Source organism: Arthrobacter sp. ASL1, from assembly GCF_056680475.1.
Genome location: NZ_CM155284.1, coordinates 2,921,250 through 2,938,055 on the forward strand (window position 1 = coordinate 2,921,250; position 16,806 = coordinate 2,938,055).

Sequence of the window (16,806 nt, forward strand, 5' to 3'; positions counted from 1 at the left end):
GCTGCAAGATCTCCGGCGGCACCGCCGGGGGGGCAGCCGGGGATCAGCCGGCCGGATGGCCCTTGGAGGGGAGGCTGGCGCGGAAGATCCGGCGCGCGACCAGCCCCCCGACGCCGGGCAGGCCCATGACCAGGAAGGCGCCGCGGCGCAGGAGCTGCCCGGTGCGCCCCGCCGGGATGAAGAACGTGGCGTTGCGCCGGCCCGCGGCCTGCTGCTCCGCGGTGATCGGCCGCCAGCTGGCCTCGTAGGCGGCCAGCCCGGCGGCCACGTCGTCCCCGTGTTCGCGCAGTGACGCCACCAGTACGCGGGAGCCCGCCAGCGCCAGCGATGCGCCCTGCCCGGCCAGCAACGAGACCGCGTAGGCCGCATCCCCGGTGATGACGACCCGGCCGCGGCTCCACTGCGGGCATTCGGACTGGGCGACGACGTCGTAGTAGACCTCGCCACCGGCCCGGCTCATGACGTCCGGGATGCGCCAGCCCAGCCCGGTGTAGGCGGCGGCCAGGTGGGCCGCCGGATCCTGCGGGACCGCCGGGTCGGCCGTGGCCTCCACGGCGAACACGGCCACCCGTCCATCGGGCATGGCATAGAGCCCGGCCTGGCGGTGCAGTGAATCGGTCAGGGTCACCACCGGCCCCAGGTCCCGCGCCAACGGGGGGTCCTCCACGATGAAACCGGCCACGTGGTAGCCGAGCAGCCGCAGCGAGTCCTCCCCGCGGGCGAAGACTTCGCGGCGGACCGTGGAGTGGATGCCGTCCGCCCCAACCACCAGCTCCGCCTCGAACCGGGCCCCGTCCCGCAGGACGACGGCGGCCGGCCTGCCGGGAGCCCCGGGGCCGGTGCCGGTCGATCCCGGTTCCACCGCGACGACGTGAGCGGACTGGTGCACCGTCACCGCGTCGGGCAGCCATTCGCGCAGGCCGTCCTCGATGTCGGGGCGCAGGATGCTGAAGAACCGGCCGTCGGCGGCCCGGAGGAAGGCGTCCATGGTGAGTTTCGCCGTCGTCCGCCCGGTCCCGTCGACGTAGCGCAGCGAGTCGTACAACACGCCGCGGCGGCGCAATGCCGCCAACAGGCCGATGGCGTCGGCGGCCTCGAATCCCGGGCCGAAGAAGTCGATCATGTACCCGGCCGGTCGTGGGCCCGGGGCCTGCTCGAGGACGTCGACCACCCAGCCGTCGGCGGCGAGCTGTCCGGCGATGGCCAGCCCGCTGATGCCGGCCCCCACGATGACCGCGCGGCGGCCTGGGGCGGCGGGACCTGGGGCGGGCGCGGCGTTCATTCCCCCAGCGTAGGTCCCCCGGCCCCCGAAGCGTAGGGGTCGCCCGATGGATTGCCGGCTCCCGCACGCGCGTCGAAAGTGGTGCCCACCGCCTGCAGGACACCGCGGGACTTGGTCCTGACCTCGTCCCACTCACCGGCCGGGTCCGAGTCGGAGGTGATGGCGCCCCCGAGGCCCAGGCCCAGGTCCCACCGGCCGTCGTGCCCGGGGCCGCGTTGGGCGATGAGGGTGCGGATGACCACCGCCAGGTCGGCGGCCCCGGTGTGGGAGAAATAGCCCGCCGCGCCGGCGTACACCCCCCGGGGGCGCCCGTCCTCCAACCGGTCGAGGATGGCCATGGTCGAGATCTTCGGCGCACCGGTCATCGAACCGGGAGGGAAGGCGGCGGCAACGGCCTCGGACCGGGAGGCATCGGGGAGCAGCCGGGCCTCGACCGTCGAGACCAGCTGGTGCACCGTTGCATAGGTCTCCACAGCGCACAGGCGCGGTACCCGCAGCGTCGACGGGTCCGCGAACCGGGAGAGGTCGTTGCGCAGCAGGTCCACGATCATGATGTTCTCCGCCCGGTCCTTCGGCGCCGTGGCCAGGTCCTCGGCGAGTGCGGCATCCTCGACCGGGTCGGCGGCACGCGGGCGGGTGCCCTTGATCGGCTCGGCACGCAGCAACCCGGTCGCGTCGACCGAGAGAAAGCGTTCGGGGGAGGAGCTGGCGACGGCGATGGGGCCCCACCGGATGAAGTGTGCGAAGGGTGCCGGGCTGGAGCGGCGCAGCGACAGGTATGCGGCCCACGGTGAGAAGCCGGCGTCGCGGTCGTCGCGCCGGCCAGCGACGCTCGCGTGCAGGGTCGTGGTCAGGCAGATCTCGTAACTGTTGCCGTCGGCGATCTCGCGCTGGGCAATCCGGATCTTGTCCAGGTAGCCGGTCCGCGAATCGGCGGCCGTGAAGCACGGCGCCGGGCCGGACCCCGCAACGGCCAGTGGGCCGGCCGGGTCACTTTCGGGCAGGACGGCCTCCGTCGCATCCAGCCACCCCTCGGCGTCCGGGGAGGCCAGGGCCAGGAGCCAGGCTTCGGACCGCTCGTGGTCCAGGACCACGGCCCGTCCCGGGTGGAACAGGGCCGCATCGGGCGTCGGGCTCGAGGTGTTGTCGACGCCGCCGGATTCCCGGCCGAGCTCATAGCCGAGCCAGCCGAGCCAGCCCAGCACGAAACCGCACTCGAACCCCTCGGGCGCTTCCAGCCGTGCGGTGCCCCAGTTCCGGTCAAGCCAGGCGAAGAAATGCCCGGCCAGGCGCGTGCGGGTACAGCCGATGGCCACCTCGGTGGTCCCGGCACGGTGTTCGATCCGCAGGGCCTCCGGGCCGCGGTCGTCGGCCAGGATGCTGAAGCGGCTGCGGGTGGCCCCCGGGGTTCGGGCGGTCGAGGAGTCCAGGAATACCGCGTGCTGGCCCGTGAAGTGCCTCTCGAAGACGCCGGCGGCGTCGATCGGCTTGCCCGGCAGGGGCAGCCGCCGGGAGAGCAGCGTCGGGGCGGCGGTGGCCTGGATCTCGGGGCGCAGGGTCTCCTGCAGGCCGGGAAGCTGGGCCAGGGCGCGCAGGGTGTCGGCCGGGGCGCTGCCGTCCGCACGGTTGAACACCAGGACATCGGCGGCCTCGGGGACGGGGTCCGTGTCGAGCCAGACGCGCTCCTGCGCGGCCCAGCGGTCCCAATGCGGGGCGAAGGTGTCGCCGTCGCGCTCCAGGGCCCGCCGCCGTCGTGCGGCATCCTCGACCTCGACCCAGACGACGGCGTCCAGGTAGGGGCGTGCCTCGCGGCACCCCGCACCCACCCCCTCGACGATGACGAGGTCGGCCGCCACGGTGCTGCGGCGCTCGCCGTCGGCGTCGTGGACCCAGTCCCAGGAGGTCCAGCGGGCGTCCTCGCCCCAATACAGGGATTCCAGGACCTGGCCGACGTAGCGTCCGCGACCGTCGGCCAGGCCGTCCCAGCCGGTGTAGACGTCCTCGAGGTGGAACACCGAAACGCTGCGGTGGGCCCGCAGGGCGGTGGCCAATTCCAGGGCCAGGGTGCTCTTGCCCGCGCCGGAACGGCCGTCGACCGCGATGATGGCGGGGGATCTACGCGCCACGCGTGTGTGCGGTCTGGTTCTTGATGTGCTGCACCAGGCCCGGCAGCGCTGCGGCGATGAGCTGGGACGTCGTCTCGAAGTCGGCGTCGTCGCCGTACCAGGGGTCGTAGATGCCCTGGCGCGCCGGTGCCTCACGGGACAACCCGGGGTCGAAGGAGCGCAGCATGCGGATCTTGGACCGGTTGGTCTCGTTGCCGGCCAGGCGCCGCAGGTGGTTGAAGTGGTCGGTGTCCAGTGCCAGGACCAGGTCGGCTTCGCCGAAATCGGTGGCAGTGAACTGGCGGGCCACATGCCGCGAGCTCTCGATGCCGTGCTGGGCGAGCTGTTCGGCGGCCCGCGGGTCGATCGGGTTGCCGGTCTCCCAGTCGCTCGTGGCGGCTGAGGCGATCTCGACACCCTTGATGCCGGCGTCGTCCACTGCCTTGCGGAGCATGTACTCGGCCATCGGCGACCTGCAGATGTTCCCGGTGCAGACTGTCATGATCCTGTACATGAAACCAGTCTATGCACCTGGCGGCCCGGACGGCAGGGCACGCGCGGGCGGGGCTACTGGTGCATGAACAGCAGCAGCGCGGCGACGAAGATGAACAAGGTGCCGAACACCAGGTTCAGGATGCGCTGGCCGCGGGCGTTGCGCGTGAAACGGCGGAACCCCTTGGCGGTGGCGGCGAAGAAGAACCACATGACCAGGATGTCCACGGCCACGATGGTGCCGATGAGCACGAGGTACTGGGCCAGCAGCGGTTCCTGCGGGCGGATGAACTGCGGGGTGAAGGCCAGGAAGAAGACGATGGCCTTCGGGTTGAGCAGGTTCACCCACAGGCCCCGCCGGAACATGGAGGTGGCCGGTTCGTTGGCCCGGACGTCGAGTGCGGCGGTATCGGCGTCGGGTTTGGCCCGCAGCAGCCCGATGCCGAGGTAGACGAGGTAGGCGGCGCCGAGGTAGCGGACCACGGCGAAGGCGATCGGTGAATTGGCGACCAGGACGCCGACACCGGCGGCGACGACCAGCACATGCACCAGCAGAGCCGCCTGTTGGCCCAGGATCCCCCAGAAGGAGCGGCGGAACCCGGAGTTCAGGGCGTTGTTCATGGTGTTGATGGCCCCGGCGCCGGGCGTGAAGCTGATGAGGAGGCAGGCACCCAACAGCGAGAGCCAGAGCGAAAAGGTCACCCGAGGATCCTACGGGGTTCCTCAGTCCTGGCCGATGCGGGCGATGAGCTCGACGCTGGGCATGATGAACACGGCCGTGGTGTCCGCGGCCCAGGCACGCCAGCCGGCGGCGATCCCCTCGAGGGCGGTCTGGTCGGCGATGCCACGTTCGAGCGCCTGTTCGGCGTAGCTGGAGTGCAGGGAGCGTTCGGCCCAGCCGAGGCCGAATTCGTTGCGGCGTTCGGTGGTGCCATGGATCCAGGTCGACGCGGAGATGTCCAGCTCGGCCGCGTCGAATCCGGCGTCACTGGCCCAGGACAGCAGGCGGCGCCCGGCATTGGGTTCGGCGCCGTTGGAACGGGATATGGCGTCGTAGACCTCCCGCCACCGGGTAAGGGCCGGCGCCTCGGGGAACCAGGACATGGCCGCGTAGTCTGCCTCGCGCAATGAGACCAGCCCACCGGGGGCGGCCACTCGGCGCAGTTCGCGCACCGCGGCCACCGGATCCGCGAGGTGGTGCAGGACCTGGTGGGCATGCACGATGTCGAAGGCGCCGTCGTCGTACTGCAGGTCGTAGATGTTGCCCGTCTCGAAGGTGGCGTTGTCGACCCCCTCCGCGGCGGCGCGGTCGCGGGCGGTGGCCAACACGTCCTCGGAGCGGTCGATCCCGACGGCTTGCCCGGCGCCGTCGGGGGAGGCGATGTGGCTGGCGAGGTCCAGGGTGATGGATCCCGGACCGCAACCCACATCGAGCAGGCGCAGGCCGGGGGCCAGATGCGGCAGCAGGTGCGGGGCGGAGTCGGCGGCGGTGCGTACCGCATGGGCGCGGACGACGCTCTCGTGGTGGCCGTGTGAGTAAACCTCGTTGTCCATTCCCCGAGCCTAGGCGTGCGGGGCAGTGACCGGCAGCTACATGTCGAGTTTTTTCGTCGCGTCGTCCACCGCGCGCGACGCGTCGGCCATGAAGCGGGAGATGAGGGCGATGTCGGCGTCGGTGTAGGAGCCGATGGCAGCGCCCAGGGCGCGGGCCAGCGGGGCGAACATGCGCCGGCCCTCGGCCACGGCGTGGTCCGTGACGGCGATCCGCACCACGCGGCGGTCGTCCTCGGAACGGCGGCGGACCACGTGGCCGCTGCGTTCCAGCCGGTTGATGAGCGCCGAGGTCGCCGGCGGGCTCAGGTGCAGTTCGCGGCCGAGCATCGACGCCGTGGGTGGCCGTCCGGCCTGTTCGTGGCGCATGATCACGGAGAGGGCGTTCAGGTCGCTGCGGTGCATGGAGTTGTCGCCGCTGGTGGTGTCCACGAAGCGGTCCGACGCCTGGGTGAATTCCTGCAGGAGCCGGACCAGCTGGAAGTTCGCTCCGTTGTCCACTGTCGAAGTCTAGCGCCGATCAGTTATGATTCCATGGTGAAACTATTTCAGGATGGAAGTACTTTGAAGGCCGAACCGCCGCACCGTCGTGCGCGCCTGTTGGTCTGCGCCGTGCTGGTGCTGGCCTGGTTGGGCATCGCTGGCATCGGCGGACCGACATTCGGCAAGCTGGACCAGGTCCAGAGCAACGACCAGTCGAGCTTCCTTCCCGCCTCCGCGGAGGCCACGCGTGCCCTGGAATGGCAGCAGCGGTTCGACGGCAGCGGCGCCATCCCCGCCGTCGTCGTGCTCGAGGCAACTGATCCAGCGGCCCTGGCCGGCGTGGACCTGAAGGCCCTGGCCGCCGATGTTGGCGGCCTGGACGCCGTCTCGGGCGACGTGGCGGGGCCGTTCCCGTCCGAGGACGGCCTCGCGGCCGAAATGATCGTCCCGCTCGAGGGTTCGGTGGACACGGACCAGGCCGTCGAGGCCCTGCGCCACCTGCTGGGGGCGGACCTCCCGCCGGGGGTCACCGCGTATGTCGCCGGCCCCGCCGGCCTGACCGCGGACCTGATTGGTGCGTTCGCCGGGATCGACGGGATCCTGCTGCTGGCCGCCCTCGGTGCCGTGCTGGTCATTCTCCTGCTGGTCTACCGATCGCTGTTGCTGCCGTTGGCGGTCCTGTTCACCTCGGTGTCGGCGCTCTGCGCGGCGATCCTTGCGGTGTTCTGGATGGCCAAGACCGGATGGATCGTGCTCGACGGCCAAAGCCAGGGAATCCTGTCCATCCTGGTCATCGGCGCCGCGACCGACTATTCGCTGTTGCTCGTCGCCCGGCACAAGGAGGCCGTCGCCGATGGCGCGGGACGGCTGCAGGCGGTCAGGGCGGCCCTGCGGGGGGCGGCGGCGCCGATCGTGGCCTCGGCCGGAACCGTGACCGTCGGCCTGTTGTGCCTGGTCTTCTCCGACCTGAATTCCAACAAGGCGCTGGGTCCGATCGGCGCCTCGGGGATCGTGTTCTCCGTCCTGGCCACGCTCACCTTGCTGCCCGCACTGTTGGGCCTGCTGGGGCGCGGCGCGTACTGGCCGCTCATCCCGCGCCACCACGACCACGTCCCGGCGTCCCCCGTGGAGGGTGCCGGCATCTGGGCGCGGACGGCCCGGCTGGTGCGCCGCCACCCCCGCCGCATCTGGATCGCCACGGCCGTGGTCCTGCTGGCTGGATGCGCCGGGGTCACCCAGCTGCAGGCCACCGGCGTCCCGCAAAGCGAACTGGTCCTCGGGCAGACCGAGTCCGCGGACGGGCAGGACGCGCTCGCCCGGCACTTCGACGCCGGTGCCGGCAGCCCGGCCACGGTCATCGTGGACGCTGACCGCGGTGAGGCCATGCTCGAACGGGTCAAAGAAGTCGACGGGGTCGCCAGCGCCTACCTGCAGGCCCCCGGCGGAGCGCCCGCCGGCGTCGGGGAACCGGGCGCGCCAGCACGGCCCCAGGTCGTGGATGGGCACGTCCTGCTCTCCGTGACGCTGTCCGATGCCGCCGACTCGGCGGCCGCCCAGGAGACGGTCACCGCGCTGCGCACGGCGACCCACTCGGTGGATCCCGAGGCGCTGGTCGGCGGTCCGAGTGCCGTGTCGCTGGACACCAACCTCACGGCCGAGGCGGACCTGGTCAAGATCATCCCGCTGGTCCTGGGGGCGATCCTGGTCATCCTGGTCCTGCTGTTGCGCTCGATCGTGGCCCCGGTGCTGCTGGTGCTCACGACGGTGCTCTCCTACGGGACCGCCATGGGCGTCTCGGCCCTGGTCTTCAACGGGGTCTTCGACTTCCCCGGGGCCGACCCGTCGGTTCCGCTGTTCGGATTCGTCTTCCTCGTGGCCCTGGGGGTGGACTACAACATCTTCCTCATGACCCGGGTACGCGAGGAATCGCGCAGGCACGGCACCCGGGACGGGGTGCTGCGGGGGTTGGCCGTCACCGGGGGAGTCATCAGTTCCGCCGGCATCGTGCTGGCGGCGACGTTCGCGGCCCTGGGCGTCATCCCGATCATGTTCCTGGTCCAGCTGGCCTTCATTGTCTCCTTCGGTGTCCTGCTCGACACCCTGGTCGTCAGGTCGCTGCTGGTCCCCGCGCTGGCCTACGACCTCGGCGAGCGGATCTGGTGGCCCTGGAAACTCAAGTCCCATGCCGGCGTCGACGCCGACACCGGGCGCCCGGCCACCCGGCCCGTGAGATCCGGCACACAATAGGGGAGGGGGCGGAGCCACTGCTAGACTTGGTGGCAGTGGCTCCACGCTTCCCGGCTCCGGTCGGGTGCACGCGGGCCCTGCGTCGACAGATTTGAACCTTTTCCCGCCGCCCGGGCATCGAAACATGATGCGCCGGCAGCAGCGGCGGAAGGCCCGTCGCCTCCGGGCGATCGGCGGAGCACCCCATCCCGGGGGCCCAGGCCATCCTCTTCTTCGGCGACCTGCGCGCCGAACCCGGTTGCGCATAGCAACGACCGAAAGCAGCCCGTGAGCGTTTCCTTTACTTCCCTTGGCGTGCCCGCACGCCTGGCCGACATCCTGTCCGCCCAGGGAATCGATACCGCCTTCCCGATCCAGGAAGCCACCCTTCCCTCCACCTTGGCCGGCAAGGACGTGCTCGGCCGCGGCCAGACCGGCTCCGGCAAGACCCTGGCCTTCTCCCTGCCGCTGGTGGCCCGCCTGGCCGCCGATCCCAAGCCCCGCAAGGCCCGCTTCCCGCGTGCCCTGATCATGGCGCCGACCCGTGAACTGGCCACCCAGATCAGCAAGGTCGTCATCCCGCTGGCCGAAGGTGCCGACCTGCGCACCGCAGTCGTCTTCGGTGGCGTCTCGCAGGTCCGCCAGGAAAAGGACCTCAACGCCGGCGTCGACATCCTCATCGCCTGCCCCGGACGTCTGGAGGACCTGCTCAAGCAACGCGTCGCCGACCTGTCCCGCGTTGAGGTCTCCATCCTCGACGAGGCCGACCACATGGCGGACCTCGGTTTCCTGCCGGTGGTCAAGCGCATCCTGGACCAGACCCCGCGGGGTATCCAGCACATGCTCTTCTCCGCCACCCTGGACAACGGTGTGGACAAGATCGTCCAGCGCTACTTGAGCAACCCGGTCGTCCACTCGGTGGACTCCTCGCAGGCCGCGGTGGACACCATGGACCACCACGTCTTCATGGTCGACGCCGACTCCAAGAAGGAGCTGGTGCTCGAACTGGCATCGGGCACCGGGCGCCGCATGATGTTCATGCGCACCAAGCACCACGCCAAGAAGATGGCCGTCTGGCTCTCCAAGTCCGGCGTGCCCGCCGTGGACCTGCATGGCAACCTCAGCCAGAACGCCCGTGACCGCAACCTCGCCGCCTTCTCCGGCGGGGACGCGAGGGTCCTCGTGGCCACCGACGTCGCCGCCCGTGGCGTGCACGTCGACGGCGTCGAGCTGGTCGTGCACATCGACCCGCCCGCCGAGCACAAGGCCTACCTGCACCGCTCCGGGCGCACGGCACGCGCTGGCTCCTCCGGAACCGTGGTCACCATCGCCACCCCCGACCAGCAGGGTGATGTGAAGTCGCTGATGCGTGCCGCAGGGATCAAGGTCCCGCTCGAGCGGGTCACCCCGCAGGCCGCGGCCGTCGCCGCCGTACGCGGGGACAAGGCCGAGTCCGTCACCTACGTGGCGCCGCAGCCGCATTCCGCCCCGCGGGCCAAGACCCTGGCCGACTCCGATGCAGCGGGTGGCCGCGGCCGTCGCCGCGGTGGCCGCGGCAACTCGCGTCCGGGCCGGACGGAGGCTCCTTCCGGAGACCGACGTCCGGCACGTGATGGCGCGGACCGTCAACGTGATGGCCGCAACCGCGGCGAGAACGCCGGACGACCCGCCACCGGCGAGCGCAGCGAACGCACCGAGCGCGGTGGACGCAACGGTGGCCAGCGCAGCGAGGGCGCGGGCGGCCGCGCAGGCGGCAGCCAGCGTGCCGGCGGCCGTAGCCGCGCCGGTCAGCGCCAGGGCGCCCCGCGCACCGACGGGCGCGGCGGCGACTCCAGCCGGTCGTTCTCGTCGGCACGGCCCGCCTCGTCGGGCAACCGTGGTGGCAACACCATCGGAGACGCCATCGGGTCGAAGACCCAGGAGGCGCTCGGCGCGGGTCGTCCCGGCCGCGGCCGGGGCAGCCGCCGGGCCGGCGCCCCGCAGTCCAACCACAAGTAGGCCGCAAACCGCCGCTCACCCAGGGCGGCCAGTGGGCTCCCGAAGGCGCCGTTTCCCCTGTTTCGACACGGGGGGACGGCGCCTTTTTGTGCCCGTACCCAGCCCGAAAACCAAACTTGAGCGGGCTACACTCAAGTTCGAGTTGACATCAAAACAAGCACGAGTAGACTTGAGTGCAGAACGCTCAACCTCCCGGGTTGGGCGGAGAACCCCAGCATTTCCCACCGGAAAGAAGGATGCATTATGTCCCGTGCCGTAGGTATCGACCTCGGAACCACCAACTCGGTCGTCTCCGTCCTGGAAGGCGGCGAGCCCACCGTCATCGCCAACGCCGAAGGCGCACGCACCACGCCTTCCGTGGTGGCCTTCTCCAAGGGTGGAGAGGTCCTGGTCGGCGAAATCGCCAAGCGCCAGGCCGTCAACAACATCGACCGCACGATCGCCTCCGTCAAGCGCCACATGGGCACCGACTGGAGCACCACGATCGACGACAAGAAGTACACCGCCCAGGAGATCTCCGCGCGGACCCTGATGAAGCTCAAGCACGACGCCGAGTCGTACCTGGGCGAGAAGGTCACCGACGCGGTCATCACCGTCCCGGCCTACTTCAACGACGCCGAGCGCCAGGCCACCAAGGAGGCCGGCGAGATCTCGGGCCTGAACGTGCTGCGCATCGTCAACGAGCCGACCGCTGCCGCACTGGCCTACGGCCTGGACAAGGGCAAGGAAGACGAGCTCATCCTCGTGTTCGACCTCGGCGGCGGAACGTTCGACGTTTCCCTGCTCGAAGTCGGCAAGGACGAAGACGACTTCTCCACCATCCAGGTGCGTTCCACCTCCGGCGACAACCGCCTCGGTGGCGACGACTGGGACCAGCGCGTCGTCGACTGGCTGCTGGCCCAGGCCAAGTCCAAGGGTGCCGACCTGTCCAAGGACAAGATCGCCCTGCAGCGCCTGAAGGAAGCGGCCGAGCAGGCCAAGAAGGAACTCTCCAGCGCGACCAGCACCAACATCTCGCTGCAGTACCTCTCGGTCACCGCCGACGGTCCCGTCCACCTGGACGAGCACCTGAGCCGCGCCAAGTTCCAGGACCTGACCAAGGACCTGCTCGAGCGCACCCGCAAGCCGTTCAACGATGTCATCAAGGAAGCCGGCGTCAAGGTCTCCGACATCGCCCACGTCATCCTCGTCGGCGGCTCCACCCGCATGCCGGCCGTCGCCGAACTGGTCAAGGAACTGGCCGGCAAGGAAGCCAACAAGGGCGTGAACCCGGATGAGGTCGTCGCCGTTGGCGCCGCACTGCAGGCCGGCGTCCTGAAGGGCGAGCGCAAGGACGTCCTGCTGATCGACGTGACCCCGCTGTCGCTGGGCATCGAGACCAAGGGCGGCATCATGACGCACCTGATCGAGCGCAACACCGCCATTCCGACCAAGCGCTCCGAGACCTTCACCACCGCAGATGACAACCAGCCGTCCGTGTCCATCCAGGTCTTCCAGGGCGAACGCGAGTTCACCCGCGACAACAAGCCGCTGGGCACCTTCGAGCTCACCGGCATCGCACCGGCCCCGCGTGGCGTGCCGCAGGTCGAGGTCACCTTCGACATCGACGCCAACGGCATCGTCCACGTGTCCGCCAAGGACAAGGGCACCGGCACCGAACAGTCGATGACCATCACCGGCGGCACCTCGCTGGCCAAGGAGGACATCGAGCGCATGGTGCAGGAGGCCGAGGAGCACGCCGCAGAGGACAAGGCACGCCGCGAGGCAGCCGAAACCCGCAACGCCGCCGAACAGTCCGCCTACTCCGTGGACAAGCTCATCAAGGACAACGAGGACAAGCTGCCCGAGGAGGTCAAGACCGAGGTCCAGGCCGACGTCGACGCCCTGAAGGCCGCCCTCGAGGGCCAGGACAACGACGATGAGGTGAAGGCCGCCTACGAGAAGCTCCAGGCGTCCCAGACCAAGCTCGGCGAGGCCATCTACGCCCAGGCCCAGGCCGACGGCGCAGCCGGTGAATCCGGTGGCGAATCCGCTGGCACCGAGGCCCCGGAAGAGGACATCGTCGACGCCGAGGTTGTCGACGAAGACGACGAGAAGAAGTAAGGCGGTTCGATTCCGATGCCACACCACGGCAACGAAGAAGAGCACGGCGAGGAGCCGGTGCGCTTCACGGACAAGCGCAAGGTCGATCCCGACACGGGTGAGGTGCGTGATGCCGCAGGGCAGGAGGACGTGACCGCAGCCGGGGACGGCGCCGAAACCGAGGATGCGCTGGCCCAGGCCGAGCAGATCCTCAACGAGGCCGGCCAGGAGCAGCCGCCCGCCGCGACGACCGACGTCGAGGCGGAGCTGCGCAACGACCTGCTGCGACTGCAGGCCGAGTACGTCAACTACCGCAAGCGCGTCGAGCGCGACCGGGAAGCCGTCCGCGACCTGGCCGTCCAGTCGGTCCTGTCCAGCCTGCTGCCGGTGCTCGATGACCTCGACGCCGCCCGCAAGCACGGCGACCTGGACGATGGTCCGTTTGCGGCGGTGGCGAAGAAGTTCGACACCATCCTGGCCGGCCACGGTCTGGCCCGCATCGCGGAAACGGGGGTCGCCTTCGACCCCAAGGTCCACGAGGCACTGATGCAGCAGCCCAGCTCCGAGGTCCCCGAGGACCACGTGGCCCAGGTGCTGCGCAACGGCTACCAGAAGGGCGAGCGGGTCATCCGCGCGGCCCAGGTGGTCGTCTCCACCGGCGAGTAACGCCACCCTTCCCCGGCCGTCCCACCCCGTGGGGCGGCCGGGGTCCCCTTAATTTTCAGAACCAACCAGAAACAGGAGGCGCCCGATGGCCAGTCAGGATTGGGTCAACAAGGATTTCTACGCCATCCTCGGCGTCTCCAAGGATGCCAGCGACGCCGACATCAAGAAGTCCTACCGCAAGATGGCGCGCAAGCACCACCCCGACACCAACCCCGGGGACGCCACGGCGGAACAGAAGTTCAAGGACATCACCGAGGCGAATTCGGTGCTGTCCGATCCGGAGGAACGCGAACAGTACGACGCGATCCGCGCCATGGGCTCCGGCGCCCGATTCTCCGCCGGGGGGGCCGGCGGACCTGCGGGCGGCGGCGGCGCCGGATTCGACGACGTCTTCGGCAACCTTTTCAACTCCGGCGGCGCCCGCCGCGGTGGCGGGTTCTCCGGTGGTGGCCAGGTCCCGCCCGAATTCGCCGACCTCTTCGGCGGCGGCGGCGGGTTCGGCGGCTTCCAGCAGGCACCCCAAAAGGGCGCCGACCGCACCGCCTCGACCACCATCTCCTTCGCCGGGTCCATCCGCGGCACCACCATCGGGCTGCGCGAACCGGATGGCGAGGTCATCGACGTGCGCATCCCGGCCGGCATCCGCGACGGACAGAGCGTTCGCGTGCGCGGCAAGGGCCAGCGCGGACCGGCCGGCAACGGCGACCTGATGGTCAAGGTCTCGGTCAAACCGCATGCCTTCTTCGCCCGCGAAGACAACAACATCCGGATCCACCTGCCCGTCGGCTTCGCCGAAGCGGCACTCGGGGCCACCCTGGAAGTCCCGACCCTGACCGGCGAGACCGTGAAGATGAAGGTCCCCGCGGGAACCTCCGCCGGGCGGACCCTGCGCCTGAAGGGCCGGGGGGTCAAGACCGCAAAGGCCACCGGCGACCTGCTGGTGACGATCGACGTCGTCGTCCCGCAGAAGCTCAACGCCGAGGCCCAGGAGGCAGTCAGGTCCTTCGCCGAGGCCACCGCGGACGCCGACCCCCGGGCGGGCCTTGCCGCGAAGGCGGTACTCTAGCGCCGGGGTACCCCGCCGGGTAGCTGCATGACGATACGGACAGACCACGAGGAGGGAAGCACATGTCAGAGGGCAAGGCACTGGCCATCAACGACCGGTTCATCCCGGTCTTCGTGATCTCCGTGGCCGCCGAACTGGCCGACATGCACCCGCAGACGCTGCGCCAGTACGACCGCATGGGACTGGTCTCGCCCTCGCGGCAGCGCGGCAAGCAACGCCGCTATTCCAAGCACGACGTCGAACTGCTGCGCGAGGTCCAACGCCTCTCCAAGGACGGCGTCTCCCTGGAGGGCATCCGCCGGGTGCTCGAGCTGGAGAACCAGGTGGCCGCGCTGCGCTCCCGGGTGGCCGAGCTCAGCCAGGAGCTCGCCGACGTCAGCCGCCGCTCCTCGGAACTGCAACGGGTCTTCGCCGCCGGCGCCGGGGTCGGGGACGTCGTCAGCCTCTCGCGCGGCCAGCGCCCCCGTGCCCGGAGCCAGGCCGTCGTCATCTGGCGTCCGCAGGACTAGGCGCCCGCGCCATGGCGACCCCACCACCGGAGACGGTGGCCGACCTGATCGCCCGGGCCGAACGGCGCTTCCAGACCGCCACACGCCGCCGCGACGGACTCGACCAGCGCCGCAAGGCGGCCATCGACGGCGTCGCCCACGCCCTGCGGCCGACGTCGATGGGCCCGGCCATCCCGGCCCGGCACCTGCTGTTCCTGGACCTCGACGGCCCCGAACCGCTGGCCGCCATCGTGCTCGGGGATCCCGACACCGCCACCCACCTGACCTGGCAGGTCTCCGGCGCCGGAATCCGCCCCGGCACCGCCATGTGGGGCAGCGCGCGCGAGGCCGGGGAACTGCTGCTGGCCCAGCGTGCCGCCGGAGCCGAGCGCCCCGCCATCATCGCCTGGCTTGGCTACCCGGCACCTGGCCTGCTGCGGGCCATCTTCAACCGCTCCGCCCGCGGTGCCGTCGAGCGGCTGGCCCACGACATCCGGCGCATCGGCGCGCTCCTGCCCGACGGCGTGCACACCGCCATCGAGGCCCACTCCTACGGGGCCACCCTGGCGGCCCACGCGCTGGCCCGGCTCGCCGCCGAGCCGGTGCCCGCCGGCTCCCGGCGCCCCCGGATCGACACCTTCGCCACCACCGGCTCCGCGGGCATCCCGGCCAGGCTGCTCGAGGATCCCCGGACGCTCGGCGTCCCGGTCGACCGCCATTTCGAGGCGGTGGCCAGCCGGGATCTGCTCGCCCGGTGCGGGCGCCTGCTCAGCGGGCGCACCGGCGCCGCCGGGCTGCCGTTCGCCGTCGAGGGCCATCCCGGATCCGGGTTGCACGCCGTCACCGGGCACAACACCTCCCGCTACGTCCCCGGGGCCGCCCACGCCGAGTACGGCTACCGCGACCCGGGCACCCTCTCGCTGCACAACCTCGCCCGCATCCTCGGTGGTTCGACGCCCACCTGGACGTAGCATGGCCTCATGAACGAGGAGCGCATGGCCCTGGCCGATTTCACCCAGCGCGGCCAGCGCTGGGTCCTGGCCTACACACTCGACCTGCCGGTGAACCGCTGGGACGCCTGGATCGCCATCACCAGCCGCGACGGCCTGGGCCAGTGGTTCCCGGCGACGATCGTGGGGGAGTGGACGATTGGGCGCGCCCTGCGCTTCACCTTTCCGCAGGATCCCGATGGCGAGGCCATGGCAGGCCGCGTCGTGGACGTCGAGGCCGGCGCCCTGCTCGCCTTCACCTGGGAAACCGACTCGTTGCGGATGAACCTCACCGAGTACGACGGCGGCACCCGGCTCGTGTTCGCAGCCTCCCTGGATGGGCAGGGCCGTGGTGCCCGGGAGGGGGCCGGATGGCACGTGTGCCTGGCAGCGCTGCGGGAGTCCACCGGTGCGTACGTCGAGGAAGCCGACCGCGACTTCAGGCAGCTCTTCGAGCGCTACGCGGTGGAATTCGGCCCCGCTGCGGCCACAGTGCTTCCGCCGTCGTCCTAGTCCTTGGCGGTATTCCGGCGGTAGGCCAGGTCGAAGACCAGCCGACCGGCCGCCTCGGCCTTGCCCTCGAAGCTCGTGCGGATCCGCCCCTCGTAACGTGGCGCCCATCCGCCGAGGTCGTCGGTGAACCCGGGCTCGGGCTCGTGGCCCTCCAACCCGTCGCGGCGCACGCGCGTCAACGGTGAATCCGCTCCGGCCAGTTCGCCGGGATGCAGGGCGGTGAAGTCGGGGCAGTCATCGAGGATCCGGCGCATCTGCTCGGCGTAGTCGGACCAGTCGGTCGCCAGCCGCCAGATACCGCCCGGGGCCAGGACCCGTGCAGCCTTGGGCAGGAAGGATTCCTTGATGAGCCGGCGCTTGTGGTGGCGGGTCTTGTGCCAGGGGTCCGAGAAGAAGATCCACAGCTCGTCCACGGAGCCGGGTTCGAGCATGACGTCCAGCACCTCGGGCGCATTGGCCTGCACGGCCCGCACGTTCGTCAGCCCCTTGGCATCGATCCGGGCCATCAGCTGGGCCAGGCCGGGGAGGTAGACCTCCACGGCGAGGAAGTCGCGTTCGGGGTGGGCCTCGGCGGCCGCCGCGATCGCCTCGCCGAGTCCGGTGCCGATCTCGACGGTCAGCGGTGCCTTGCGTCCGAAGGCCTGCTCGGCGTCGAAACTGAATTCCTCGTGGACCGAGGTGTCCGCATGGTGCCGCGGGACCTGGATGACGTAGTCGCCGGAGAGCCGCTCCCAGGAGTCCTTGCGCTTGCCGTGCAGGCGCGATCCGCGGCGGACGAAGGACACCGGATCGGTGCGGTAGAAGCTCAGGTCGTCGACGGCCCGGCCACGGGCCGGGGGCTTGGGCACTGCGGGATCATTCATTG

The 16,806-nt window shown here is 70.5% G+C and carries 15 protein-coding genes; 8 read left to right on the forward strand and 7 right to left on the reverse strand.

The window, feature by feature from the left end; genetic code table 11:
* Positions 1-43 precede the first annotated feature (43 nt).
* From AC1MEQ_RS13815 to AC1MEQ_RS13840, 6 genes are read right to left on the reverse strand one after another with little or no spacing between them, the layout of a single operon-like run.
* A complete protein-coding gene (locus tag AC1MEQ_RS13815) occupies positions 44-1,282 on the reverse strand; it encodes an FAD-dependent monooxygenase (protein ID WP_479791545.1) in 1,239 nt (412 codons plus the stop codon).
* Positions 1,279-3,408: a chorismate-binding protein gene (locus AC1MEQ_RS13820; protein ID WP_479791546.1), complete on the reverse strand. Its 2,130-nt coding sequence runs from the start codon at positions 3,406-3,408 to the stop codon at positions 1,279-1,281. The genes AC1MEQ_RS13815 and AC1MEQ_RS13820 overlap by 4 nt, the downstream gene beginning before the upstream one ends.
* Entirely contained in the window at positions 3,398-3,901 is a 504-nt protein-coding gene (locus tag AC1MEQ_RS13825; protein ID WP_479791547.1) for a low molecular weight protein-tyrosine-phosphatase, read from the reverse strand. The genes AC1MEQ_RS13820 and AC1MEQ_RS13825 overlap by 11 nt, the downstream gene beginning before the upstream one ends.
* Before the next feature lie 53 nt (positions 3,902-3,954).
* Positions 3,955-4,581, reverse strand: coding sequence for a LysE family transporter (locus tag AC1MEQ_RS13830; protein WP_479791548.1), 627 nt, complete (start codon positions 4,579-4,581; stop codon positions 3,955-3,957).
* A 21-nt stretch (positions 4,582-4,602) separates the two neighbouring features.
* Positions 4,603-5,433, reverse strand: coding sequence for a methyltransferase domain-containing protein (locus tag AC1MEQ_RS13835; RefSeq protein ID WP_479791549.1), 831 nt, complete (start codon positions 5,431-5,433; stop codon positions 4,603-4,605).
* Between the two features lie 36 nt (positions 5,434-5,469).
* Positions 5,470-5,931: a MarR family winged helix-turn-helix transcriptional regulator gene (locus AC1MEQ_RS13840; protein WP_479791550.1), complete on the reverse strand. Its 462-nt coding sequence runs from the start codon at positions 5,929-5,931 to the stop codon at positions 5,470-5,472.
* A gap of 33 nt (positions 5,932-5,964) precedes the next feature.
* Between AC1MEQ_RS13840 and AC1MEQ_RS13845 the strand changes: the two genes are divergently transcribed.
* The 8 genes from AC1MEQ_RS13845 (at position 5,965) to AC1MEQ_RS13880 (ending at position 15,941) form a co-directional block, all read left to right on the forward strand.
* Entirely contained in the window at positions 5,965-8,160 is a 2,196-nt protein-coding gene (locus AC1MEQ_RS13845) for an MMPL family transporter (RefSeq protein ID WP_479791551.1), read from the forward strand.
* A 294-nt stretch (positions 8,161-8,454) separates the two neighbouring features.
* Positions 8,455-10,137 (forward strand): DEAD/DEAH box helicase, encoded by a 1,683-nt coding sequence (locus tag AC1MEQ_RS13850; protein ID WP_479791552.1) that lies wholly within the window; start codon positions 8,455-8,457, stop codon positions 10,135-10,137.
* Positions 10,138-10,380: 243 nt separating this feature from the next.
* Complete coding sequence (gene dnaK, locus AC1MEQ_RS13855; RefSeq protein ID WP_479791553.1) at positions 10,381-12,240, forward strand: molecular chaperone DnaK; 1,860 nt, start codon at positions 10,381-10,383, stop codon at positions 12,238-12,240.
* Positions 12,241-12,255: 15 nt separating this feature from the next.
* On the forward strand, positions 12,256-12,885 hold the full coding sequence (locus tag AC1MEQ_RS13860; protein ID WP_479791554.1) for a nucleotide exchange factor GrpE: 630 nt from the start codon (positions 12,256-12,258) through the stop codon (positions 12,883-12,885).
* 85 nt (positions 12,886-12,970) lie between these two features.
* A complete protein-coding gene (locus tag AC1MEQ_RS13865; protein WP_479791555.1) occupies positions 12,971-13,951 on the forward strand; it encodes a DnaJ C-terminal domain-containing protein in 981 nt (326 codons plus the stop codon).
* A 62-nt stretch (positions 13,952-14,013) separates the two neighbouring features.
* Positions 14,014-14,460 carry a heat shock protein transcriptional repressor HspR gene (locus AC1MEQ_RS13870; RefSeq protein WP_479791556.1) on the forward strand — a complete coding sequence of 149 codons (447 nt, stop codon included), beginning with the start codon at positions 14,014-14,016 and terminating at the stop codon, positions 14,458-14,460.
* 11 nt (positions 14,461-14,471) lie between these two features.
* A complete protein-coding gene (locus tag AC1MEQ_RS13875) occupies positions 14,472-15,410 on the forward strand; it encodes an alpha/beta hydrolase (protein ID WP_479791557.1) in 939 nt (312 codons plus the stop codon).
* Positions 15,411-15,419: 9 nt separating this feature from the next.
* Positions 15,420-15,941 (forward strand): SRPBCC domain-containing protein, encoded by a 522-nt coding sequence (locus AC1MEQ_RS13880; protein WP_479791558.1) that lies wholly within the window; start codon positions 15,420-15,422, stop codon positions 15,939-15,941.
* On the opposite strand, the gene trmB is transcribed toward AC1MEQ_RS13880, so the two are convergent.
* A complete protein-coding gene (gene trmB, locus AC1MEQ_RS13885; protein ID WP_479791559.1) occupies positions 15,938-16,804 on the reverse strand; it encodes a tRNA (guanosine(46)-N7)-methyltransferase TrmB in 867 nt (288 codons plus the stop codon). The two genes, AC1MEQ_RS13880 and trmB, sit on opposite strands and share 4 nt — an antisense overlap.
* Between the last annotated feature and the right edge of the window lie 2 nt (positions 16,805-16,806).

Excerpts from the sequence above, each read along its gene's own strand:
- AC1MEQ_RS13865 (WP_479791555.1), top strand. The coding sequence starts at position 12,971 with ATGGCCAGTCAGGATTGGGTCAACAAGGATTTCTACGCCATCCTCGGC.
- AC1MEQ_RS13860 (WP_479791554.1), top strand. The coding sequence starts at position 12,256 with ATGCCACACCACGGCAACGAAGAAGAGCACGGCGAGGAGCCGGTGCGC.
- AC1MEQ_RS13875 (WP_479791557.1), top strand. The coding sequence starts at position 14,472 with ATGGCGACCCCACCACCGGAGACGGTGGCCGACCTGATCGCCCGGGCC.
- AC1MEQ_RS13835 (WP_479791549.1), bottom strand. The coding sequence starts at position 5,433 with ATGGACAACGAGGTTTACTCACACGGCCACCACGAGAGCGTCGTCCGC.
- AC1MEQ_RS13880 (WP_479791558.1), top strand. The coding sequence starts at position 15,420 with ATGAACGAGGAGCGCATGGCCCTGGCCGATTTCACCCAGCGCGGCCAG.
- trmB (WP_479791559.1), bottom strand. The coding sequence starts at position 16,804 with ATGAATGATCCCGCAGTGCCCAAGCCCCCGGCCCGTGGCCGGGCCGTC.
- AC1MEQ_RS13870 (WP_479791556.1), top strand. The coding sequence starts at position 14,014 with ATGTCAGAGGGCAAGGCACTGGCCATCAACGACCGGTTCATCCCGGTC.
- AC1MEQ_RS13815 (WP_479791545.1), bottom strand. The coding sequence starts at position 1,282 with ATGAACGCCGCGCCCGCCCCAGGTCCCGCCGCCCCAGGCCGCCGCGCG.
- dnaK (WP_479791553.1), top strand. The coding sequence starts at position 10,381 with ATGTCCCGTGCCGTAGGTATCGACCTCGGAACCACCAACTCGGTCGTC.
- AC1MEQ_RS13845 (WP_479791551.1), top strand. The coding sequence starts at position 5,965 with ATGGTGAAACTATTTCAGGATGGAAGTACTTTGAAGGCCGAACCGCCG.
- AC1MEQ_RS13825 (WP_479791547.1), bottom strand. The coding sequence starts at position 3,901 with ATGTACAGGATCATGACAGTCTGCACCGGGAACATCTGCAGGTCGCCG.